This window comes from Sphingomonas sp. MMS24-J13, assembly GCF_044905095.1.
Classification (GTDB): domain Bacteria; phylum Pseudomonadota; class Alphaproteobacteria; order Sphingomonadales; family Sphingomonadaceae; genus Sphingomonas_I.
Genome location: NZ_CP173258.1, coordinates 3,012,332 through 3,032,942 on the forward strand (window position 1 = coordinate 3,012,332; position 20,611 = coordinate 3,032,942).

A 20,611-nucleotide genomic window follows, 5' to 3' on the forward strand; every position below is an offset into this window, starting at 1 on the left:
GAAATTAAATAGTTGGCGTCTTTCAACTATTTGGATGCCATTCTGGGCGGCGGGCTTCCAACAAGCTTTCAGTCACGCTGGACCCGAGGTCATCGAGCGGCGCGCCTGCGGGCGGCAAATAACCCTGGCCGAGCTCCAGCCTGAAAATTCCCCGGTCCTCAGGCTGAACCGAGCTCCTTGATCGGACTGTGCGGCCCTCGCGGGCAGCCCGCCGTGGCAATGCCCGGCACCGACACCTTCCCGCCAAGACGGCGGACGGAGGGAGGCAGGCTGGCCCATACGTCGCGAGAAATTGACGCCAGATGTGGCGCAGTAAGATGAACTTAACGGTTCCATGGCATCACCCGACACTACGGGCGTGAAAAGAAACCAAAGGTACCGAGAGTGCATGATCGCGCCGCCTCCCTTCTTGCGCAAGACCGCGCCGAGAAGATGCTGGTGAGCTCCGCTACGGCCGCGATCTGCGCCGGACCGGATAATCTCATCGTTTCTTGGAACAGCGCGGCAGAGATCTTGTTCGGCTACGCCGCCGACCAGGCGATCGGTATGCCGCTCTCGATCATCGTTCCCGAGCGGCACCGCGCCGCGCATCGCGCGGGCCTCGCCCGGGCCGTCAAGACAGGTCGTGCCCGCCTCGCCGGGCAGGCGGTCGAGATGCTGGCGCTGCACGCGGACGGGCACGAGATCCCGGTCGATCTGTCGCTGTCGATGTGGAGCGAGGCCGGACGGCCGATGTTCGGCGCGCTTCTTCGCGACGTGAGCGACCGTCGCCGGGCGCAACGCCGGCTCGAACATCTCGCACATTGCGACACGCTGACGTCGCTGCCCAATCGCAACGCATTGCAGGTCCGCCTGACGGACGCGATGGCGGCAGGCCCGTGTGCATTGCTGCTGTTGGATCTGGACGGTTTCAAGGACGTAAACGACAGCCTCGGCCATTCGGTCGGCGACACGCTTCTAGCCGCGGTGGCCGGGCGCCTGAACGATGCGGCAGGCGAAGCGGGCTTCGTCGCACGCCTGGGCGGCGACGAGTTCGCGATCTTGCTGGCCGGCTGCGCCGACCCCGCGCTGATCGACCGGCTGGCCGACCGGGTCTTTGCGAGCTTGCAATCGCCGTTCGAGCTGGCCGGGCAATCGATCTTCATCGGCACAAGCATCGGCATAGCCCTGTCGCCCAACGATGCGACCAGCGCCGAGCAATTGCTGTCGAACGCAGATCTCGCGCTCTACAACGCCAAGGGAGATGGGGGCGGCACGCGCACCTTCTTCGTGCGCGCGATGCAGAACCGCTCCGAACAGCGCCTCCGATTGGGGGTCGAGCTCCGCGCGGCATGGGCGAAGGGCGAATTCGAGCTTTGGTATCAGCCGCAGGTATCGCTTCCCGCGCGCAACCTCACCGGCGTCGAAGCCCTGCTGCGCTGGCGCCACCCCGTTCACGGCCTGATGCAGCCCAGAGCCTTCCTCGACATTCTCGAACGCAGCACCGTTGCCGAGTGCGTCGGAGACTGGATCATCCAGGAGGCGTGTTCGGCCGCGGCGGAGTGGAGGCGTGGCGGGCTCGGCAAGTTCAGGGTGGGCGTGAACCTGTTCCCCGCCCAGCTCCGGTCCGATCGCCTGTTCCAGGTCGTTTCGGCCGCGCTGGCCCACCATGGCCTCGACCCCGACCAGCTCGAACTGGAGATTACCGAGAACACCGTGCTGCGGCATAGCAAGCAATCGACCCGGGCGCTGCGCAAGCTGAACGCGCGGGGCGTCGGGGTGGCGTTCGACGATTTCGGAACCGGCTTCGCATCATTGGGCCTGCTCCAGAAATATCCGCTCACGCGATTGAAGATCGATCGGAGCTTCGTCGTGAAAATCGACCGCAGGACCGGCGATGCCGCCATCGTCGGCGCCGTCGTCGGCATGGCGAGACGCCTGGGCCTGACCGTCATCGCGGAAGGGGTCGAAACGTCCGGGCAGGAGGAGGCGCTGATCGCACTCGGCTGCAACGAGGCGCAGGGTTATCGGTACGGACGTCCGATGTCGCCCGCGGACGTCACGCGGCGGCACCTGCGCATCGGGACTTCACAGGCCGTCAGCACGCTCTGATGCGCACGGGCATGGGGCTGGCCACAGGTGGCAGCGCACGCCGGGTTCCGAGCCTTCGCTGCGGCGAAGCTGCTGGCCGACGAGGAGTGTGTCATGCCTAGACGCGTCAATTCGGCGATCATGCATTTTCTCCCGCACATCGAACTCAAGAACGACCGCGACCTGACACATTATGTTCTGCGCACGACGCTCTTGTGCGCCTCCATTGCGCTTGCCGTCGATGTGGCGAACCAGCTCTTCTTTTTCACCAACTGGCCGAACGCCCTGCGGTCGTGGATCATCACCATCGTCGTCGTTGTCGGCATCGCCGTGCCCGTCTCCCGCAAGATCGGCAGTGCGCAGCTGGCGCTCTATCGCGCCGGCACGACCGATGAGCTCACGGGCCTGCTGAACAGGCGGGCCTTTCTGGAAGGCGTCGACGACAGCACCTTCCTCGCGCTGATCATCGTCGACGTGGACGACTTCAAACATGTGAACGACGAGCACGGCCACTGGATCGGCGACCAGGTGCTCCGCGCGACGGGGGCGATGATGGAGCAATTGCTTGGCGACCTCGGGCGCGTGGGACGGCTCGGCGGAGAAGAGTTCGCGCTGCTGGCCTATTGCGACGACCATGCCGGGATGCTCAGGCAGATCGAGGCGTTTCGCCGGACCGTCTGCGCGACACCCATCATAACCGACACGATCGCCGTCTCGATCACGATCTCTGCCGGCGTCGCGACGCGCCGCGACGAGCAGACCTTCCAGGAGCTGTTCGTTCGAGCGGATCGGGCTCTTTATGAGGCGAAGGCGCGCGGTCGGAACCGGATCGTGCTCGCCGAGGATATCGAGGCGGATGGCGCGGGCAATGCCGGCCGCCCCGGGCAGCGAGCGGACAGGCGGTGGCCGAGGCATTGACGTACCGGAGAGCCCTGATGCGATGCTTGCCCGGGATCATCGGCTACTCGACGAGACACTGCTGTCGGCAAGCGGCCGATCCTCATGCCGCACTCGCCTGCCAACGCATTCGCTGGGAACGTTGGCGCGGTTCAAGGGGTTTCCTACGCCCAACGGGGATTTTACGTCTCCACGGAGGCGTAATGAAGCAGCGTGACGATTGGCACCTTACCGAAGCGCTCGACTATCAACATGGTCGGGCGGACCCTTTTGCGGCAGCCGTGCGGGCTACGCGCATGCCGATGGTGATCACCGACCCGAACCAGCCGGACAATCCCATCGTCTTCTGCAACGAGGCTTTTCAGAGCCTCACCCACTACGCGCGCGACGAAATCATCGGCCGGAATTGCCGCTTCCTGCAGGGACCGGATACCGATCGGGCTATGGTGGCGAAGGTGCGCGAAGCGATCGAGGCGGGTACGGATATTTCCGTCGATCTTCTCAACTACCGCAAGGACGGCACCACCTTCTGGAACGCGCTCTATCTCAGCCCGGTGCGCAACGATGCCGGCGAGGTGGTGTTTTTCTTCGCCTCGCAACTCGATGTGACCGATCGGGTGATGGCGCAGAGCGTGATCGCCGAGCAGAAGCTCGCGGTCGAGCGCGAGGTGGCTGCGCGGACGGCGGACCTGCAGGCCGCCCTGGAAGCCAAGACCCTGTTGCTTCACGAGGTCGATCATCGCGTCAAAAATAATCTGACGATGATCGGCTCGCTGCTCCGCCTCCAGGCCCGCACCATCGCCGATCCAGCGATCGGCTCCAAGCTGGAGGCCATGCTCGAGCGGGTCGACGCGCTCGCGACCGTCCATCGCCAGCTCTACCAATCGGACGACGTGACGCGGTTCGATGTGGGCGCCTTCGCGGAGAATCTCATCGGCGACGTGATCGGCGCGAGCGGGCGGAGCAATATCGCCCTGGAGAAGGCCGTCGAACCCGTCGAGGTTTCCTCGGCCAGGGCCGCGGCACTGGGCCTCATCCTCAACGAGGTGGCGACCAACGCGATCAAGCATGCCTTTCGGGACGGACGGCCCGGCACGATCAAGCTGCGTGCGATCCGGCGGGATGACGAGGCCTCGATCGAGATCATCGACGATGGCCCCGGGTTCGACAGTGCGAGCGCCGTTGGCGACGGTCTTGGACGCGTGCTGATCGGCCGCCTCTCGAGACAAATCGGCGCGAAGGCATCCTGGACCGACGAGGCGCCGGGCACCCGTTTCACTCTGACATTTCCGGTGAACCACTGATGACACGCCGCCCTTGTGCCCCACTCAGCGTCCTCATCGTCGAGGACGAGGCGCTGCTCGCGATGGACATCGAAGCCATGGTCGAGGATGCCGGCCACAGGGTGGTGGGGGAGGCAGCGTCGCTGTTCGAGGTCGAGAAACTCGGAGACGATCTGTCCCCCGACCTCGCATTCGTCGATCTGCAGCTCGCCCAGAACACCAATGGACTCGATGTCTGTGCGCTGATCCGAAAGCGATGGCAGAATGCGCTGGTCGTATTCGTCACCGCCAACCCCCTGAAGTTGCCGAGCGACTTCGCGGGAGGTCATGGCGTCATTCCCAAGCCCTTCTCCCGCAGCGGGCTCCTTTCGGCGATGCGCTACATCGAGGAGGGGGTATGCGACCCTCCGCCCGTATCCCCTCAGCCCGCCAGCTTTCTCGCGGCACCTTCCTTTGCGGCGATGTGGCGCTGACGGCCGGACGTCCGCTTCCGGTGAGCACCGCTGCCCCGAATGGGCGGATCTGGGCCCTCCAGGGCGGCTAGCGCAGGGTCGCGCCCGCCCGCCGCGCCGTCGCCGAAAGCGTGGTCTGCGCCGCGTTCAGGCCGAGCAGGAAATCCTTGTCGCCATAGGTGGCGTAGAGGTCTGTCGGCTGGTGCCATTGCGGGTCCCAGCCGCTGCCGACCTGGGCCCCGCGGTCGTTCTCGCGCAGGCTGACGGCCGGTGCCAGGTCCATGAAAGCCGTGGAATCGGTATTGGTCATGTGGCGTCCGACCGCGGCCGGATAGTCGGTGGCGTAACGCTCGTTCGCCGCCTGCAGCGCCCAGGCCAACTCCTGCGACTGGGCGGCGAGCTTCGACGCGGACTGGAATTCGATGTTCACGTCCGCCTCGGGACGCTGCACCGGGCTCAGGCTGCCGTCGGCCCGCGGCATGCCGTGATCGAACAGCATCATGTCGTGCTGCATGACGCCGAGCCACCTGGGCTCGGGGTATCGACCCGATCCCGCGGGCGACTCCCTGCCCTGCAGCGCCGCCCGCTGCTCGACATAGGCCTTGGCGCCGTTCAGCCCGGTCTCCTCGTTGTTCCACAGGATGAAGCGGATCGAACGGTCGGTCTGCACGTCGGGGCTGCTGAACACGCGCGCCAGCTCCATCACCAACGCCGTCCCCGAACCGTCGTCATTGGCCGCCTCGCCGAAGCCGATGCCGTCCATATGCGCGCTGACGATATACATCTCGCCCGGGTGGCCGGTCCCGATCTTGGTGCAATAGACCTCCTCACGCGGCCCCGGGACGGCGGGCGGAGTGTCCAGCGCCCTGATCCGGGCGTCGGGCTGGGCGTTGGGATCGCCGTTCACGCCGGTCGGGCGCGTGAAGCCGCGCGAGCGGCCGCCGCCGACCGACAGGCCGGGCTCCTCCGATCCGGGTGCGACCGCCGCCTTGGCCGGCGCGACGCTGTGCACGGGCTCCTCGCCGAACGTGTATGTCAGGCGCTCGGTGTTGGTGCAGCCGTAGCTCTTGAGTTGCGCTTCGATCCAGTCGACCGCGGCCCGGTTGCGGGCGGTGCCCTGGCGGCGATCGCCGAATTGGGTGAGGCTTTTGATCGTCGCCTTGTACCGCTCCAGATCAAGCCGCTTCACCAGCACGCGGACGGGATCGACCGCCGGCGGCGCCGGCTGCGCGAGGGCCGACGAGGCCAGGACGAGGGCCATCACCCCGGAAATGGCCCGAAGGACGCGCCCCGCCTTCGGATCGGCCTGCATGTCGCTCATCGGGTCCCCTTCCACTGCAACGACCGCTAGGGATCGGCAAACTCCTGGCCCTCGTAGCCGAGGACCGGCCAGGGGCGATACCCGAAATGGCGCTGCCGAGGCCCGGGAGCTGCCGTTCATGCCGTCGACCAAAGCCGGCGCAGCACGCGCCGCCTCGGCATGATCCGCGTCACGTTTGCCGGTCGTCGAACCGCGCCCGCGCGTCCTCGACGCGGGTGAGATTGTCCTCCGCCCATATCCATACGCCGCAAAAGGCGGCCCCCAGGCTCGCACCGAGATCCGTCAGCCGGTATTCGACCCGCGGCGGCACGACCGGGTGGACGGTTCGCGTCACCATGCCGTCGCGCTCCATGTGGCGGAGCGTCTGCGTCAGCATCTTCTGGCTGACGCCACGGACCAGCCGGAAGAGTTGGGTGAAGCGCAGTTCGCCGCGCTGGGCCAGCACCTCGAGGACGATCATCGTCCACTTGTCGGCGACGCGGCCGATCAGGTCGTTGACGAGCGCTTCCACCCTGGGATCGCATTCCTCGGGCGGCGGGGTCTCGGCGATGCGGCGGGTCTGGCGGATGGTCGCATCGCTGAACGGCAGACTGGGCAAGGGTCACTCTCCTTTTGGTAAGTATGGATATTTCCGGTGCCTTCTTTCCGATCGAACGTAGAACCTTAGATCGATGGCTCCAAGCTGGAGGAGCAAATCTCGTGAAGACAAGCGGCAACACCATCCTCATCACCGGCGGCGGCTCGGGCATCGGCGAGGCGCTGGCGCACCGGCTCCACGATGCGGGCAACACCGTGATCCTGGCCGGACGCCGGCAAAGTGCGCTCGAGCGGGCGATCGCCGGGCGCGCGAACATGCATGCGATCGCGCTCGACGTGGACAGCGCGGACGGCATCGCCGACTTCGCGCGCCGGTTGCTGGCCGCGCACCCCACCCTCAACGTTCTGATCAACAATGCCGGGATAATGCGGTTCGAAGCGCTGGATCGCTCGCGCGACCTGGCCGACGCGGAAGCGACGATCGCCACCAATCTGCTCGGCCCGATCCGGCTGACCAACGCCCTGATCGACCACCTCGTGCAACAGCCCGACGCGGCGATCGTGAACGTCACGTCCGGACTGGCCTTCGTCCCGCTGGTCGCGACGCCCACCTACAACGCCACGAAGGCGGCGATGCATTCCTACACGATCGCCATGCGCGAGGCGCTCAAGGGCCGGGTGGAGGTGATCGAGCTTGCGCCGCCGGCGGTGCAGACGGGGCTTACGCCGGGCCAGCAGAGCCGCCCCGGCTACCAGCCGCTCGACGCGTTCGCGGACGAGGTGATGGCACTGCTGGCGCAAGTGCCGACGCCGCCCGAGATCCTGGTGGAGCGCGTCGGCTTTCTCCGCCGCGCCGAGGCCGAGGGCCGGTTCGACCGGACGCTGGCCCAACTCAACGATTTCGCGACCCAGGCGCGCGGCGACTGACGCCGGCCCTGCCATTTGCAACGGAGAGCCATCATGCCTTTCGCCAACATCAAAGTCCCGCAGGCGGCACTGTCCAGTGCGCAAAAGGCGGACATCATCCACCGGCTGACCGACCTTCTCGTGGAATATATGAGCGAAGCCGCGCGTCCGCACACGATGGTGCTGATCGAGGAGGTGCCGGACGGCGGCTATGGCCGAGCCGACGAAGTCTTCGTCATCCCGGATGCGTACCGGGCAACCGGCTGAGTTACAGGCCTGGCGGGGCAGCGCCGGTTGCGCGCAGCCCCGGTTTGTTCATCGGCGAACGGCCACCCGCGGCGCGAGCGGCCGTTCGCTCGGCCAGGCCGTGATCATCCGGCCTCGGCCATCCACTGGACCGCGTCCTCGCCCGCCGCGATCCGGAGCGGCGCGTTCGGATCGGTGGCGGCCTGCCAGACCGCCGCGGCGACATCGGCCGCATGGGTCACAGGGCCGCCCGCCTCCCGGAAGCCGGCGATCATGCGCTCGATCATCGGCTTGTAATCCGGGTCATCGAGCCCACGCAGATGCGGCATCGCGTTGCTGCCGAATTGTGTCTCGGGCGAGCGTCCGGGGAGGACGATGTGCACGCGCACGCCGAACGGCTCCATTTCGACCGCGAGGCTCTCGGTGAGCGCGTTCACGGCCGCCTTGCTTGCGCGATAGACGCCGACCAGCGGCAGCGGCTTGAGCGTCACCGTCGACGTGACGTTGACGATGGTGCCGCGGCGACGCGTACGGAACCCGGGCAGCACCGCCTGCACCATCGCCAGCGTGCCGAGCATGTTGGTCTCGAACAGCAGGCGCGCCGTATCCCGCTCGGTCAACTCGATCGGCACGGCGGCGCCGACCCCGGCATTGTTGACCAGCACGTCGATATCGCCCGCCTGCGCGATCATCGTAGCGATACTGTCCGGATCGGTGACGTCGAGCGGCAGGACGGTGAGACGATCGGACGCGGGCAGGATGTCGGCGTTGGGCTGGCGCATCGTGGCGACGACGTTCCAGCCCCTTTCGAGGAACAGCTCCGCGGTCGCGAGACCGAAGCCTGAGGAACAGCCGGTGATGAGGATCGTGGGCATGAAAGCGCTCCGGGATTGTTGTGGTCGTCCCGGATATGGCCTTGGATCGAAAGACCTTCTATGCTCGACGGTCTCGAATCCATTTGCGATAGTCCTGTCATGACCGTTGATCCGTTGGCCGAGATCGTGACCCTGCTCCAGCCCTCAGCCAGCTATTCCAAGCTCGTCGAATATGCCGGGCGGTGGCGCATCCGCCGCGATATCGAGGGCAAGCCGGTCTTTTTCGCCGTCCTGGAGGGCGAGTGCCGGGTGATCTCGTCGGGTCGGCCGCCGATCATCGTGCGCAAGGGCGATTTCGTGCTGTCCCCCTCGACCAACGATCAGGTCGTCGAGAGCATCGATGCGCCGGCGCACGGGATCGCGCTGGCGCCGACGGATATCGGCGAGGGACGGTTTCGGGTCGGGCGCCCGGGCGAGCCGGTCAATCTCAGGATGCAGGTCGGCCTCTGCAGCTTCGCGTCGCCCGATGCCGCCCTGCTCGTCTCGCTGTTGCCGGCAATGATCGTGGCCCGCGGCGAGCCCCGGCTCGCGCTGCTGCTTCAGCTGGTGGGCGACGAGACGCGCCACGCCCGGCCCGGGCGGGAGCTCGTCCTGGAACGCCTGCTCGAGGTGCTGCTCATCGAGGCGCTGCGGTGCGGCGCCGACGTCACGTCGGCGCCGAGCGTCGCGCGCGGCCTGTCGGATGACCGTCTGGTCTCCGCCTGCGCGCCATGCACGCGCGCCCCGCGCATGGCTGGACCGTTGCCGATCTTGCCGCCCAGGCCGCGATGTCGCGTTCGGCTTTCTTCGCGCGGTTCGGCCGCATCGTCGGGCTGCCGCCGATGGAATATCTGCTCGCATGGCGCATGGCCCTCGCCAAGCGGCTGCTGCGCACGCGCGAGCTGGCGATCGAGCATGTGGCCGCGCAGGTCGGCTATGGCTCGGCCAGCACCTTCAGCACCGCCTTCGCCCGCCACGTCGGGATGCCGCCGATGCGATACGCCCGGACGGCGGCGGTGGCTTAGCGACGACGGTCGCTTGCGCCGAAGCTGCCGCTCGTCATCCCAAGCTCCTAACCACTCCCTCATATGGCATTGCTGCAAACGGAGCACGTTTGGCCAGCGAAGCGAATAGATGGCTTAAAACGTTAGCCATTTACCGCGGAAAGACGTCGCGAACGGCTGGGAATAGAGAGTACTGCTCGCCACTCTCAGGGGCGCAGCACTTCGAAGTGGCGCTCGTCCTCGCTCACCTCCACCTTCACGGCCAGGGGCCAGAGATCGAAGAGCCTCAGCGCGCGATCGCGCGCGGCCGCATCGTCGGCGCAGATGTCGATGTGCACCGCCGGACCGGGGCCGCCGGCGCGGATGCACTTGAAGGTGTAGCGTTTCATGCTCTTCGGATAGCGCCGCGATCGACCGTTCGGAAGCCCCGCGCGCAGCCGATCGACGATGCCCACGTTCCTGCGTGCTTTGCGCGCATCCACGCTGAAGCATCCTCATGGATTTTTAAGTATAAGCGGCTAAGCCGTTTGGATGAATATGCCAAATATTTGCGGGGGTTGCCGTGACGGCACCGGTTTCGATCTGCCATTCCAGATGGCGTTCCAGCCGATCGTGGACACCTCGACCGGACGCCCTTTCGCCTACGAGGCGCTGGTCCGCGGCATGGACGGGGCAGGTGCCGCTTCGATCCTGTCCCGGATCACGGACGAGAACCGCTATGCGTTCGACCAGGCCTGCCGCGTAAAGGCGATCGAGACCGCGCTGGCGGCCGGACTGCTCGAGAGCGACGCGCGCCTCTCGATCAACTTCCTCCCCAATGCCGTCTACTCGCCGATGGCCTGCATCCAGCTGACCCTGGCGACCGCGCAGGCGACGGGCCTGCCGATCGATCGGCTGATCTTCGAATTCACCGAGAACGAGCAGATGGGCTCGCCCGAGCATGTTGCGTCGATCATCGACACCTACAAGCGCATCGGTTTCTCGGTGGCGATCGACGATTTCGGCGCCGGCCATTCCGGGCTCGACATGTTCGCCCGGTTCGCGCCCGACGAAATCAAGCTCGACATGGAGCTGGTGAGGTCCATCGACAACGATGCGCGCCGACGCGCGATCGTCCGCGGGGTGGTTCAAATGTGCCGCGAGCTCGACACCCTCGTCATCGCCGAAGGCGTCGAGACGGCCGCGGAAGCCGAGACGCTTCGCGATCTGGGCGTCCGCTACCATCAGGGCTTCTGGTACGCCCGTCCCGCGGTCGGGGAGCTGCCGCAACTGGTGTAGCCCTTCGTAGCCTCTACGCCTGCAAAAGCCCTGCGCCGTGCCGCCGCGATGAAGTACCGTCCGGTTTGAGAAGCGCACCGATCGCACCGGGGTTCAATATTGGCGTCCGCAAAGCTGCCGGTCTGCTAGCGGCCACTATAGGTCATTCGGTCGAGGCAAAACGGCCTCACGAGCGAGCCGCTCCATCTCGCCCGATCGAAAGCCCCATTGGCCGTCAATGCGCGGTCCCTTAATCACGACCGTGTATAGGCCGCGCTTCTCATTCCGCTCGGCTGCCGAAGCGTGGTTAATCGTCACTTGATGACCGGCAACGGCCTTGAGATCAGCTTCGGATAGGTTGGCGATGACGCTGGGAGTTAGGCGTCGCCCGTTCATCAACTGTCCTACCACAGCGAAGACCGACTTCATGTGATCTGGCCAATCCGCAAGGGAACGCTCATTCATGTTTAAAGAAAGACATCCGAGAGCGGATCAGTCAACGTCCGCTCCCCACCCACTTTTCGCCGTTCCGGCGCGATCCGATCATTTTAGCCGCCTGAAAGCGGCCCTACCGCTTTGGCGTTGAAAACCGGCCTGTCGGCAATCGCCCATAGCGGACATTTGGTCACGACCTTCTGCCATTGACGGTCAATAGCGAAAGCTAAGCCTCCTCACGCTTCCATTCACGGTACGCGCGCAGAGAAAAGACGACTGCCATGAAAAACATGGGCGCCGCGAATGCCGTGTCACCGCGCAAGACCGCAAAAATAGCAGACAAGCCAACTATGGCCCCGATCAATACAAGTGACTTAGATTTGTCCATACTGCCTCCCTCGCGGCATCGGCATAGCCAGCACCACTGAATGGCATGCCGATCGCCAAAGGCCAAGCGTCCGCTTTCCACCAGCTATTGCCGTTCTCGGTCTGCTGAACACGCTTACCAATACGCCCCAATTGCGGACGTTCAACAAAAGCGCAAACTCGCGCCATGACCGGCGCGACACCTATGACCCCGTGCTGCTTCTGCGGCAATCCCGACTATTCGGGGGTTGATCCGACCTACCTGACAATTGGCACCCGCTCGGAGGTCACGAAAACGTGGTGGTGCCACCTCGCTTGTTTCGAAGCGAAGCTGCCCGCTCTGCCCGAGCCTTGGAACAGCTACTCTTATGAGGAAGATGGCGGTCGGCCTTTCGCATAAACCGAACGTCCGCTTCCCACCATTTCCGCCATTCCATACACCGCTCGGCTTCCCGATCCGCCCCAAAGCGGCCGGGCCGCTCACGGACGTCAAATATCGGCGTGGGCGCTGCTGCTGCGACGAAACTCATCCGACGTCTCGTCGAGGAAGACATACAGCGCGGCGATGCGGCCGTCGCGCACGATGATGACGTCCCACCCGGTATAGGCGATCGGCTCGCCGGGGCGCCCGGATCCCCAGGCGAGGCGCCCGGCGTCGTGGAGCACCTGCGGGCGGCCCTGGGGCGAGTAGACGAATTCCGGGTGCGTCGCACGCAGATCGCCGGCGAAGCGATCGATCGCGTCATGGCCGACAATCGCACCGGGCGGCGCGTACAGCACCCCGTCCTCGGCCCAGAGCGCCGCGATCGCGGCCCGGCGGCGCGCGGCGTCGTTCTCGCCGAAGACCTCCTGGAGGTTGCGGTCGAGCAGTTCGCGAATGCGGTCTGCGGATTCGTTGGTCTGTAACATTTCAGGTCTCCTGGTGTGGGCTGGCCGGGCCTTGGGCGGCATTAGCAGCCCGCCGCCCGGCGCGAGCGGTCAGATCTGCGCCTGGCCGCCGTCGACGAACAGCTCGATGCCGTTGATATAGGAGGCATCGTCCGAGGCGAGGAACATCACCGCCCTGGCGATCTCCTCGGGCTGGCCGATGCGGCCGGCGGGAATCTGGCCGATCAGATAATCCTTGGTACCCTGCGCCTGCTCGCCGCCGCCGAACAGATCGTTCAGTCCGGCCGTCTCGGTGAGGCCGGGGCTCACCGCATTCACCCGGATGCGGCGATCCTTGAGATCGAGGATCCAGCTGCGGGCGAAGTTGCGGATCGCCGCCTTGGTCGCCGAATAGACGCTGAACGCCCCCGTGCCCTTGATGCTGGTGGTCGACGCGGTCAGGATCACCGAGCCGCCGTCGCGCAGCAGCGGCAACGCCTTCTGCACGGTGAAGAGGACGCCCTTCACGTTGCTGTCGAACGTCTTCTCGTAATGCTCTTCGGTGATCGCGCCGAGCGGGGCGAGCTCGCCGCCGCCGGCATTGGCGAAGACGATGTCGATCTGCGCATGCTTCGCCTGAACGGCATCATAAAGCCGGTCGATGTCCGCAAGCACCGCCATGTCGCCGCGTACGCCGGTCACCCGGCCGCCGATCTGCTTGAGCGCGGCGTCGAGCGCATCCTGGCGGCGCCCGGTGACGAACACCGAAGCGCCCTCCTGCGCAAACGCCCTGGCGGTGGCGAGGCCGATGCCGCTCGTGCCGCCCGTGACCACCACCACCTTGTTGTCGAACCGTTTCGTCATCGTCCGTCTCCTGCGAATGCCGGCGAAGCGCCGCTGCCCCCGCTAGATGCGATGAGACCGATGATGCCACTAGCCGGCAAATATGGCACTCAGCGTTCCACAGGAGGAACGCTGGTGCGGATCGATCTCAACGATTATGCCTATTTCGCCGAGGTCGTCGCGCATGGCGGCTTCGCCGCCGCGGGCCGGGCGTTGCGCGAGCCCAAGTCGAAATTGAGCCGCCGCATCGCCGGGCTCGAGGATCGCCTCGGCCTGCGCCTGATCGAGCGATCGAGCCGGCGCTTTCGCGTCACCGACACCGGGCAGGCCTTTTACGAGCGGTGCCGGGCGATGCTGGCGGAGGCCGAACAGGCCGAGGCGCTCGTCGTCCAGGCGCAGGCCGAGCCGCATGGTCGGATCCGCTTCAGCTGCCCCGTCGGCATGCTCCAGCCGATCGCCGGGCTGATCTCCGCCTTCCTCGCGCGCTACCCCAAGGTGCGGTTGCAACTGGTGGCGACCGATCGTGCGGTCGACCTGATCGGCGAGCGGATCGATCTGGCGCTCAGGGTCCGCGTCGACCTCACCAGCGACGCCGCGCTCACGATGCGATCGCTCGGCACATCGACGCGCATCCTGGTCGCAAGCCCCCCGATCGCGAGCCGGATCGGCAGCATCGACCAGCTCGCCGCCTTCCCCGCGCTTGCGACCAACGACGCCGCCGACGATCTCGAATGGCATCTGGAGACGGACGACGGGCGCAAGCACGTCCTGCGGGTCGAACCGCGGCTGGGCTGCGAGGACATGGCGGCGGTGCGCGATGCCGCCGTGGACGGGCTCGGCATCGCGATCCTTCCCGACCATGTCTGCCGGCAGGCGATGGCGACGGGCGGCCTCGTCCGCGTGCTGCCGGCGTGGCGGGGTTTGCAGGGCATCGTGCATCTCGTCTTCACGACGCGACGCGGCCTGCCCCCCGCCGTCCGCGCGCTCATCGATCATCTCGCCGCCAACTTTCCGCGCGATATAGCGGGCGGCGGCACGAGCGCCGCGCGCTAGCGGGTGCGCGAAGCCGGTAATGGTGGGCGTGGGGCTGGACTGCCGTCGGGCCGGCGGTATTCATCGGCAAACCGGCTCCGATGGTAAGGGGTGTCGCATGTCCAACAAACCGTGGTTCCATGATCCCCGAGCCGGCATTCTCCCGATGCCCATATCGATCGAAGGGTGGATCTCGCTTGCGGCTTTCGTGGCGCTGCTGCTCGCGACCGGGCTTTCCCACTCCGCCCTCATGTGGCCGCTACGGATCGCGCTTGGGGGCGGCTACTTCGTGCTGAGCCTGGCCAAATCCGATCGCGCCCGCTGAACGGCCGTTACGCAGCGGACGCGCCAGCCTTGCGGTCCATAAGCCGTCCGCTCCTGAGTGCTTACCCGCCATTCGCTATTGGTCGGTTCACCCACGTCTGAACAGTAGCGGTCGCCTTTTCGAGGAGAATGGGAAGCGCGTCAGTTGGTCCCTCCCAGCGTTCGTCAAACTCGCTTTCGTCATCGGTATCGACGGATCGAGCCGATACGGCAACACGACCGGCAAGGGGCGGGTCTATCGAGATTTGAAAGCACTCGAACGGCCGTAGCCCCGGCAGATAAGCGAACCTCGCAGGCTGATCAGCACGTTCGGTAAAGAGCTTTTTGACCGTCGCTAGCGCCCAAGCGTCGATGGCCGGATCAACTTCTGCATAGGCTGTCATCGCTGGAGTTTGGTTCGACCGCCGAATGTCCGCAAGTGGGGCGATTGTGTTGAAAAAGGCGGGCTTGAAGTAATCGTTGGCGGCTGATTCAATGTTCCCACGAAAGCGGGAGATCGGCCGATGATGGGCGAGCGGACGGTAGCGCAGGAAGCGTTGTTCTACAGCTTCAACCTGGAGCGGCACGTGCCGGTTGATCATATTCTGCGATCGATCGACCGTTTTGTGGACCTGTCGAGCATCCGCGAGCAGTTGAAGCCGTTCTACAGCGAGATGGGCCGGCCCTCGATTGACCCGGAACTGATGATCCGGATGCTGGTCATCGGCTACTGCATGGGCATTCGGTCCGAGCGGCGTTTGTGCGACGAGGTGCACCTCAACCTGGCGTACCGCTGGTTCTGCCGGCTGGGGCTGGAGGGCGACGTGCCCGACCACTCTACCTTCTCGAAGAACCGGCACGGCCGCTTCCGCGACAGCGACTTGTTGCGTCGGCTGTTCGAGATGACGGTGGCGCGCTGCATGGCGGAGGGGCTGGTCGGAGGCGAGGGCTTCGCGGTCGATGCCAGCCTGATCCGAGCCGATGCCAGCCGCCAGAGCGGTGGGCCGGGCAGCGAAGGCTTGGCGCCCGACGCCGACAACCGTGCCGTTCGCGAGTATCTCGCCGTGCTCGACGACGCCGCATTCGGAGGCGCGACGCCGGTGGTGCCGAAGCTCCTGGCGCCGGCCGATCCCGCCTCGCGCTGGACCAGCGCACATCGCGGGCCAGCCTTCTATGCCTACTCGACCAACTACCTGATCGATCTCGACAACGCCGTCATCATGGATGTGGAGGCGAGCACGGCGGTGCGTCAGGCCGAGCTCACCGCTTGCAAGCGGATGATCGAACGAGTGCAGGATCGGCTTGATGTCTGGCCCGAACGGCTGGTGGCGGACACCGCCTACGGCTCGGCCGAGATGCTCGCCTGGCTGGTCCACGAACGCGGCATCAGCCCGCACATCCCCGTGTTCGACAAGTCAGCCCGGCGCGATGGCACGTTCGATCGCGATGCCTTTACCTATGACCACGGCGATGACAGCTACGTCTGCCCTGGCGGCAAGCGCCTGCGGCCGAGGAACCGCGACTTCGCCCAAACGCGAAGCGACGTCGGCCAGGACGGCTTCATTCGCTACCGCGCCCGTCAGAAGGACTGCACCGGCTGCGCGCTCCGGCAACGCTGCACGCCCAACATGCCCGCGCGCAAGGTCACCCGTTCGATCCACGAGGGCGCCCGCGACATGGCCCGCGACATCGCCGGCACCGACGCTTACGTCACCTCCCGCCGCGAGCGGAAGAAGGTCGAGATGCTGTTCGCGCACCTCAAACGCATCCTGAAGCTCGACCGCTTGCGTCTGCGAGGCCCCAACGGTGCGAAGGACGAGTTCCTCCTCGCCGCCACCGCCCAGAACCTCCGCAAGCTTGCCAGGCTGATCCCGATGCCGGTCGCGGCACTGCCCATCTGAGCAGGACCAGGCAGCTCAGCCCGATCGAGCCAGCCCCACGTTCCCGGCTAATCACGACTTCTTCAACACAATCGGGGCGGTTGCCGACGGGCAGCTTTCACGTCCATAACCGGACCGTCAGCTCTCGAGCAACACGCGAGCCCCGACGACACATGGGGCGGCAAGACGTGGTGGAAAGCGGTCTAATGCCTTTGGGGGAGGTCGCTCTAATTTGGGCGCTTCCGCATAAGTCTGCGCACGCCCCATAGCTGCGCCTGTTGCGCAACAAGCATTACAGTCGAAAGACACGCCAAAGCAAACGTCGGCGGCGTGCGGAATTCTGAAGCGTCACCATCGATAGCCGCCTTCATAATTATGAAAGTCAAGACGGCCAAATAAAGCAGTGGGGTCTGTAGGATGACAAAAATTCGATTTGTATTTGGTTTATCAGTTCGCCCCATAGGTAATTGGCCTGATGGTAGGGTTGCGTTCGCTCGCCAAGCTACAGCGCCCATCAGAGCAAGAGTTCCTACAACGATCGATAAAATGACAATCATCGCGAAACGTCCTGTTTGGTCTCGGGATTCATAGCAGGTTTCGGGAGCGGTCCGTAGAGAGACAACGGCAACAATTGGGCGATTACCGACGGGCAGCTTGCATGCCCACAACGGCCGGGCAGCTTTCGGGCAAAGCGCGAGCCCGGGCAACACGTCGAACGGTGAAAAGCGGTGGCGAGCGGTCATTCACCGCTCATCAGCTCCGGGAAAGTTGCTAGCGCAGAATTCGAGCGTCACTTTTCCAGTTTTTCGGTTGAACGATCCCATCGCCATTTTTATCGGCGTGTCATCTATTGAGCGCGTTGATCCGGGAAAGTCCGTCTGACGCCCAGATTTTATGCCGAGCCGGCCGGCAAGCATGAGCTTGAAATCGATCTGGGATTCATCGACTTTTCGCGTCGGTAGCCCGTAGGTATACAGGCGCTTCCAACGCGATAGGTTGCCAATACAAGGAATAGCTTGGAGCTTAAGTTCAACTTGGTCGAGCAAGGCGTCCGGTGGTTTTGGATAGGCTTCAAGCTGTCGAATAAATTGACTCAGGGTTTCAGACGGTTCGTGCTTGGGTTGCCCGGCATGACAGCCCACAAGAGCAAGCATCAGGGGAAAAGTAGTCCTCATGATGCTTCGATAGCCTGCCGCGGCACCGGCCGCTATTGGGTACGGCGCGGACACTGCGCTTACTCGTAGATGGATGCTGCCGTCAGAACGTCGGCGGTATGTCGCCACGGATTATTCTGTGCCGGTTCTTTCCAATCACGCGCCCAAGCCTCCATACCTTCGAGGAAGTCGGCGAGAGTGACGTTTTCCCACTTGGCGGCAAGCACTGGATCTTTCAGTTCGGTCCGCAGGCGGCGAATGAAGTCCGCAAATGAACTTTGGTCATGAACTTTATTGTGTTCCATCTCGACAGATTGTCAGCTTCTCCCACAGTCCGCAATTGGGGGGGCAGCCGACCGGCAGGTTTGTTTCTCGATAGCGGACCGGCAGCTTTCAGGCGCCACCGCTCGAATTGGGAGCGGAACGCCGAAAAGTGGTGGTTAGCGGACACTCGAAGAGGCTGATATGCGGTCTCGATGAGCGAGGACTACTACCCAGCTTCCGACTTCCTGAACGCGATCATAGGCGGGGATGTAGCTCTTACGGGAAACGCCTTTGCCGATGAAAACCTGCGACACTTGATCAGAATGACCAAGGACGATGAGCCGACCAACCGTGATTGGGCGACGTTGCTTCTCTCGCAACAGGAAGTCGACACGCCTGAGGTCCGCGAGGCCTTGCTGAACGCCCTCTCGGACCCAGAGGAGATCGTGAGAGCCGAGGCCCTGTTGGGTCTTGCTCAACGCGATACCAAGCTCGCACTTCCTTACGCGATTTCGGCACTATCAAGCGACTGCGTGAGCGTTCCGGTGTTCGAAGCCGCTGCCCTTATTGCAGATGCTGCTCTCGTTGAGCATGTTCGCCCATGGGCTGAAGCGTCCGGCGACGCTTGGATTGACAAGCTGGCGCAGGAAGCACTGCAAGCTTGCGTTTCGGGCATACCCAAACCGTAGCCAGCCCCACGTTCCCGGCTAATCCCGACTTCTTCAACAAAATCGGGCGAAAGCGGACATGCGTCTTCCAAGCAGGTTGTTGCGAAGTCATAACCGCCGGGACGCTAAGCCTCGTCCTTGCCACCTATGTCCCTCAGGCCGGCCGCTTTCGTGAGCGCCGGAGCGAACCATGCCAGCAGTTCGCGGCTGAGCGGCAACTTGGGCGCAACCTGTGGGTCGGCCAGCGCCTCGCGGTACGCTGCGGCATATTTCGCGCTGATATCCCGGTTGCCGCCACTCACGGCCTCGGACAGGCTAAGCCAGCGACAGGCCAGATCGAGCACCGTATCGGATGCCGCATCGGCGCCGGCGGCGTAGAGTTCGCGTGCCTCCCGGAACAAAATTCCCCATCGACCGCCTCTCTCTTCCCGCGATAAATGCCGTTCGTAGAAGGGACGCACCACGTCCGGCCAAGAGGTTTCGCCCGCATCGCCGACCGGCTTGTCTGGCGCGCCCGCTTGCTTGATCTTTGCGGAAAGAGTGTTCCAATCTGCCGCGCCAAACGCCTTGGCAGTTATCTCTAGACTATCGGAGCGCGAAAGCTGCACGCCTCTCGTGGCAAGCTCTGCCCGGAAAGTCGTAGCCACCGCTTTGGCATTGATGAAAGTTCGCATTGTGCAGGCCTCGATCTTGCGCGAACAATGGAGATCAGAGCTTGCATTGCTGAACCGTTCGCGCAATTTCGCCGAGGACGGTCGTTCGACACATTCACCATACCCTTTCGGGCGCAAGCGGCAGGTTGTGTCGCACCTTAGGCGCAGGATGGCTCGGGCAGTATCGACTGTCAATATTCGACGCTGTCGCGGTACGCATGCCTGATGTCTGCTAATGGGGGGGAGTGCCGTCAGGCAGGTTTCCCGGTCAACAGCGGTCTGACAGGTTTCGGCGCGGCGGCTCCCGTCTGGCACGGAACCGCAAAGTGTTGGGAAGCGGACAGGCAGTTTTCGGGATGGCGCGGGCAATAGCTGCCGTCCCGAAAACGATCGAATTTCGGGAACGGTCGTGCGCTATGCCGAAACAGCCTGCCTCGCGACGCCATCGATCCTTAATGCAACCCGCTGCCAAACGCCGGCCGGCAAGTCATGCCCCATGCCATCGATCAGCATAAGCGCAGCTCCTGGGATCGACGCAGCGGTGTCCTCGCCGCAGGCGCGCGGAAACAGCGGATCGTCGCATCCGTGAATGACCAGGGTGGGCGCGGTTATGGCTGACAGCCGGTCCCGTCGATCCCCGGCCACCGCAATAGCAGCAATCTGCCGTGCGGTTCCTGCCGGGTCATAGGCGCGGCGCACCTCTTCCGAAATCAGCGCGCGATGCGCTTCCTCATCAAACGGATAGCCCGTTCCGGCGATCCGGCGCGCGAAGCTGGAACTCCGCGACAGGAAGTCCGCGCGATCTCGAAGGGGATCCGGCATGGGCTGCATCATCATCGCCATGGCGTCGGGTGCGGCCTGTGGCAGCGCCGGATTGCCAGTGCTCGACATAATCGAGGTGAGGGAGAGAATGCGAGCGCCGTGCGCACTCGCCATGATCTGTGCGATCATGCCGCCCATCGATCGTCCGACGACGTGCGCTTGCCGGATTCCCAGCGCGTCGAGCAGTCCGATCGCGTCACCCGCCATGTCGAACAGCGTGTACGGCACCTCCGGTCTGCGCCCTGCCTGAAGGGCAGAGGCCAGTGCGCCGAAATCTGGTGGAGGGCACGCGTGGAGGTGCGTCGAACAGCCGGTGTCGCGGTTGTCGAAGCGGATCACCCGGTAGCCAAGGGCCGCCAGTTCCTCGCAGAATGGCGAAGACCAGCGGATCATCTGGGTGCCGAGACCGGCGATCAGGAGGATTACGTCTCCATCGGGACCGCCGAAACTCTCCCACGCCAGACCAATTTCGTTCACTTCAGTAACGTTCACAATGG

23 protein-coding genes and 1 pseudogene are annotated in these 20,611 nt (G+C 64.6%); 13 read left to right on the top strand and 11 right to left on the bottom strand.

Annotated elements, in window-relative coordinates; genetic code table 11:
* The first annotated feature begins 438 nt into the window (after window positions 1-438).
* The 4 genes from AB4Z44_RS13915 to AB4Z44_RS13930 are packed head-to-tail and all read left to right on the top strand — an operon-like array spanning window position 439 to window position 4,723.
* Window positions 439-2,091 carry a putative bifunctional diguanylate cyclase/phosphodiesterase gene (locus tag AB4Z44_RS13915; RefSeq protein WP_404710297.1) on the top strand — a complete coding sequence of 551 codons (1,653 nt, stop codon included), beginning with the start codon at window positions 439-441 and terminating at the stop codon, window positions 2,089-2,091.
* 27 nt (window positions 2,092-2,118) lie between these two features.
* A complete protein-coding gene (locus tag AB4Z44_RS13920; protein ID WP_404710298.1) occupies window positions 2,119-2,988 on the top strand; it encodes a GGDEF domain-containing protein in 870 nt (289 codons plus the stop codon).
* A complete protein-coding gene (locus AB4Z44_RS13925; protein ID WP_404710299.1) occupies window positions 2,973-4,271 on the top strand; it encodes a histidine kinase dimerization/phosphoacceptor domain -containing protein in 1,299 nt (432 codons plus the stop codon). The genes AB4Z44_RS13920 and AB4Z44_RS13925 overlap by 16 nt, the downstream gene beginning before the upstream one ends.
* Window positions 4,271-4,723, top strand: coding sequence for a response regulator (locus tag AB4Z44_RS13930; RefSeq protein WP_404710300.1), 453 nt, complete (start codon window positions 4,271-4,273; stop codon window positions 4,721-4,723). Before AB4Z44_RS13925 ends, AB4Z44_RS13930 begins: the two co-directional genes overlap by 1 nt.
* Window positions 4,724-4,790: 67 nt before the next feature.
* Here AB4Z44_RS13930 and AB4Z44_RS13935 read toward each other — a convergent pair whose 3' ends face one another.
* Window positions 4,791-6,023 (bottom strand): M20/M25/M40 family metallo-hydrolase, encoded by a 1,233-nt coding sequence (locus AB4Z44_RS13935; RefSeq protein ID WP_404710301.1) that lies wholly within the window; start codon window positions 6,021-6,023, stop codon window positions 4,791-4,793.
* Between the two features lie 169 nt (window positions 6,024-6,192).
* Window positions 6,193-6,591 (bottom strand): winged helix-turn-helix transcriptional regulator, encoded by a 399-nt coding sequence (locus AB4Z44_RS13940; protein ID WP_404714233.1) that lies wholly within the window; start codon window positions 6,589-6,591, stop codon window positions 6,193-6,195.
* A 131-nt stretch (window positions 6,592-6,722) separates the two neighbouring features.
* Between AB4Z44_RS13940 and AB4Z44_RS13945 the strand changes: the two genes are divergently transcribed.
* Together AB4Z44_RS13945 and AB4Z44_RS13950 are read left to right on the top strand one after the other, a co-directional pair.
* Entirely contained in the window at window positions 6,723-7,487 is a 765-nt protein-coding gene (locus tag AB4Z44_RS13945) for an SDR family oxidoreductase (protein ID WP_404710302.1), read from the top strand.
* Between the two features lie 33 nt (window positions 7,488-7,520).
* Window positions 7,521-7,733: a 4-oxalocrotonate tautomerase family protein gene (locus AB4Z44_RS13950; RefSeq protein WP_404710303.1), complete on the top strand. Its 213-nt coding sequence runs from the start codon at window positions 7,521-7,523 to the stop codon at window positions 7,731-7,733.
* 104 nt (window positions 7,734-7,837) lie between these two features.
* Here AB4Z44_RS13950 and AB4Z44_RS13955 read toward each other — a convergent pair whose 3' ends face one another.
* A complete protein-coding gene (locus AB4Z44_RS13955) occupies window positions 7,838-8,587 on the bottom strand; it encodes an SDR family oxidoreductase (RefSeq protein WP_404710304.1) in 750 nt (249 codons plus the stop codon).
* 99 nt (window positions 8,588-8,686) lie between these two features.
* On the opposite strand from AB4Z44_RS13955, the pseudogene AB4Z44_RS13960 reads away from it, so the two are divergent.
* A pseudogene (locus tag AB4Z44_RS13960) lies at window positions 8,687-9,163 on the top strand (cupin domain-containing protein); the annotation flags it as partial.
* A gap of 134 nt (window positions 9,164-9,297) precedes the next feature.
* Complete coding sequence (locus AB4Z44_RS13965) at window positions 9,298-9,591, top strand: helix-turn-helix transcriptional regulator (RefSeq protein WP_404710305.1); 294 nt, start codon at window positions 9,298-9,300, stop codon at window positions 9,589-9,591.
* 185 nt (window positions 9,592-9,776) lie between these two features.
* On the opposite strand, the gene AB4Z44_RS13970 is transcribed toward AB4Z44_RS13965, so the two are convergent.
* Window positions 9,777-10,052: a hypothetical protein gene (locus AB4Z44_RS13970; RefSeq protein ID WP_404710306.1), complete on the bottom strand. Its 276-nt coding sequence runs from the start codon at window positions 10,050-10,052 to the stop codon at window positions 9,777-9,779.
* A 55-nt stretch (window positions 10,053-10,107) separates the two neighbouring features.
* On the opposite strand from AB4Z44_RS13970, the gene AB4Z44_RS13975 reads away from it, so the two are divergent.
* Window positions 10,108-10,848 (top strand): EAL domain-containing protein, encoded by a 741-nt coding sequence (locus tag AB4Z44_RS13975; protein WP_404714234.1) that lies wholly within the window; start codon window positions 10,108-10,110, stop codon window positions 10,846-10,848.
* A gap of 1,269 nt (window positions 10,849-12,117) precedes the next feature.
* On the opposite strand, the gene AB4Z44_RS13980 is transcribed toward AB4Z44_RS13975, so the two are convergent.
* Together AB4Z44_RS13980 and AB4Z44_RS13985 are read right to left on the bottom strand one after the other, a co-directional pair.
* Window positions 12,118-12,537, bottom strand: a complete 420-nt coding sequence (locus AB4Z44_RS13980) for a nuclear transport factor 2 family protein (protein ID WP_404710307.1) — start codon at window positions 12,535-12,537, stop codon at window positions 12,118-12,120.
* 69 nt (window positions 12,538-12,606) lie between these two features.
* Window positions 12,607-13,359, bottom strand: coding sequence for an SDR family NAD(P)-dependent oxidoreductase (locus AB4Z44_RS13985; protein WP_404710308.1), 753 nt, complete (start codon window positions 13,357-13,359; stop codon window positions 12,607-12,609).
* A gap of 114 nt (window positions 13,360-13,473) precedes the next feature.
* Here AB4Z44_RS13985 and AB4Z44_RS13990 point away from each other — a divergent pair, with 114 nt between their 5' ends.
* Together AB4Z44_RS13990 and AB4Z44_RS13995 are read left to right on the top strand one after the other, a co-directional pair.
* The gene (locus tag AB4Z44_RS13990; RefSeq protein ID WP_404710309.1) at window positions 13,474-14,391 is read left to right on the top strand and encodes a LysR substrate-binding domain-containing protein; all 918 of its coding nucleotides are present in this window, start codon (window positions 13,474-13,476) and stop codon (window positions 14,389-14,391) included.
* Window positions 14,392-14,488: 97 nt separating this feature from the next.
* Window positions 14,489-14,695: a hypothetical protein gene (locus AB4Z44_RS13995; protein ID WP_404710310.1), complete on the top strand. Its 207-nt coding sequence runs from the start codon at window positions 14,489-14,491 to the stop codon at window positions 14,693-14,695.
* A 61-nt stretch (window positions 14,696-14,756) separates the two neighbouring features.
* Here AB4Z44_RS13995 and AB4Z44_RS14000 read toward each other — a convergent pair whose 3' ends face one another.
* Window positions 14,757-15,077 (bottom strand): hypothetical protein, encoded by a 321-nt coding sequence (locus tag AB4Z44_RS14000; protein WP_404710311.1) that lies wholly within the window; start codon window positions 15,075-15,077, stop codon window positions 14,757-14,759.
* Window positions 15,078-15,197: 120 nt separating this feature from the next.
* Between AB4Z44_RS14000 and AB4Z44_RS14005 the strand changes: the two genes are divergently transcribed.
* Window positions 15,198-16,574, top strand: a complete 1,377-nt coding sequence (locus AB4Z44_RS14005) for a transposase (protein WP_404710312.1) — start codon at window positions 15,198-15,200, stop codon at window positions 16,572-16,574.
* Window positions 16,575-17,296: 722 nt separating this feature from the next.
* Here the strand turns inward: AB4Z44_RS14005 and AB4Z44_RS14010 are convergent.
* Together AB4Z44_RS14010 and AB4Z44_RS14015 are read right to left on the bottom strand one after the other, a co-directional pair.
* On the bottom strand, window positions 17,297-17,728 hold the full coding sequence (locus AB4Z44_RS14010; RefSeq protein WP_404710313.1) for a hypothetical protein: 432 nt from the start codon (window positions 17,726-17,728) through the stop codon (window positions 17,297-17,299).
* 59 nt (window positions 17,729-17,787) lie between these two features.
* Window positions 17,788-18,012 carry a hypothetical protein gene (locus tag AB4Z44_RS14015; protein WP_404710314.1) on the bottom strand — a complete coding sequence of 75 codons (225 nt, stop codon included), beginning with the start codon at window positions 18,010-18,012 and terminating at the stop codon, window positions 17,788-17,790.
* A gap of 171 nt (window positions 18,013-18,183) precedes the next feature.
* On the opposite strand from AB4Z44_RS14015, the gene AB4Z44_RS14020 reads away from it, so the two are divergent.
* Window positions 18,184-18,660, top strand: a complete 477-nt coding sequence (locus AB4Z44_RS14020; RefSeq protein WP_404710315.1) for a HEAT repeat domain-containing protein — start codon at window positions 18,184-18,186, stop codon at window positions 18,658-18,660.
* A 104-nt stretch (window positions 18,661-18,764) separates the two neighbouring features.
* On the opposite strand, the gene AB4Z44_RS14025 is transcribed toward AB4Z44_RS14020, so the two are convergent.
* Both AB4Z44_RS14025 and AB4Z44_RS14030 read right to left on the bottom strand, forming a co-directional pair.
* Complete coding sequence (locus tag AB4Z44_RS14025) at window positions 18,765-19,379, bottom strand: glyoxalase superfamily protein (RefSeq protein ID WP_404710316.1); 615 nt, start codon at window positions 19,377-19,379, stop codon at window positions 18,765-18,767.
* A 327-nt stretch (window positions 19,380-19,706) separates the two neighbouring features.
* Window positions 19,707-20,606 carry an alpha/beta fold hydrolase gene (locus AB4Z44_RS14030; RefSeq protein ID WP_404710317.1) on the bottom strand — a complete coding sequence of 300 codons (900 nt, stop codon included), beginning with the start codon at window positions 20,604-20,606 and terminating at the stop codon, window positions 19,707-19,709.
* Window positions 20,607-20,611: the final 5 nt, after the last annotated feature.

Excerpts from the sequence above, each read along its gene's own strand:
- AB4Z44_RS13980 (WP_404710307.1), bottom strand. The coding sequence starts at position 12,537 with ATGTTACAGACCAACGAATCCGCAGACCGCATTCGCGAACTGCTCGAC.
- AB4Z44_RS14000 (WP_404710311.1), bottom strand. The coding sequence starts at position 15,077 with ATGACAGCCTATGCAGAAGTTGATCCGGCCATCGACGCTTGGGCGCTA.
- AB4Z44_RS14015 (WP_404710314.1), bottom strand. The coding sequence starts at position 18,012 with ATGGAACACAATAAAGTTCATGACCAAAGTTCATTTGCGGACTTCATT.
- AB4Z44_RS13950 (WP_404710303.1), top strand. The coding sequence starts at position 7,521 with ATGCCTTTCGCCAACATCAAAGTCCCGCAGGCGGCACTGTCCAGTGCG.
- AB4Z44_RS14010 (WP_404710313.1), bottom strand. The coding sequence starts at position 17,728 with ATGAGGACTACTTTTCCCCTGATGCTTGCTCTTGTGGGCTGTCATGCC.
- AB4Z44_RS13955 (WP_404710304.1), bottom strand. The coding sequence starts at position 8,587 with ATGCCCACGATCCTCATCACCGGCTGTTCCTCAGGCTTCGGTCTCGCG.
- AB4Z44_RS13995 (WP_404710310.1), top strand. The coding sequence starts at position 14,489 with ATGTCCAACAAACCGTGGTTCCATGATCCCCGAGCCGGCATTCTCCCG.
- AB4Z44_RS13975 (WP_404714234.1), top strand. The coding sequence starts at position 10,108 with ATGCCAAATATTTGCGGGGGTTGCCGTGACGGCACCGGTTTCGATCTG.
- AB4Z44_RS13965 (WP_404710305.1), top strand. The coding sequence starts at position 9,298 with ATGCACGCGCGCCCCGCGCATGGCTGGACCGTTGCCGATCTTGCCGCC.
- AB4Z44_RS14020 (WP_404710315.1), top strand. The coding sequence starts at position 18,184 with ATGAGCGAGGACTACTACCCAGCTTCCGACTTCCTGAACGCGATCATA.
- AB4Z44_RS13985 (WP_404710308.1), bottom strand. The coding sequence starts at position 13,359 with ATGACGAAACGGTTCGACAACAAGGTGGTGGTGGTCACGGGCGGCACG.
- AB4Z44_RS13930 (WP_404710300.1), top strand. The coding sequence starts at position 4,271 with ATGACACGCCGCCCTTGTGCCCCACTCAGCGTCCTCATCGTCGAGGAC.
- AB4Z44_RS13935 (WP_404710301.1), bottom strand. The coding sequence starts at position 6,023 with ATGAGCGACATGCAGGCCGATCCGAAGGCGGGGCGCGTCCTTCGGGCC.
- AB4Z44_RS14005 (WP_404710312.1), top strand. The coding sequence starts at position 15,198 with ATGATGGGCGAGCGGACGGTAGCGCAGGAAGCGTTGTTCTACAGCTTC.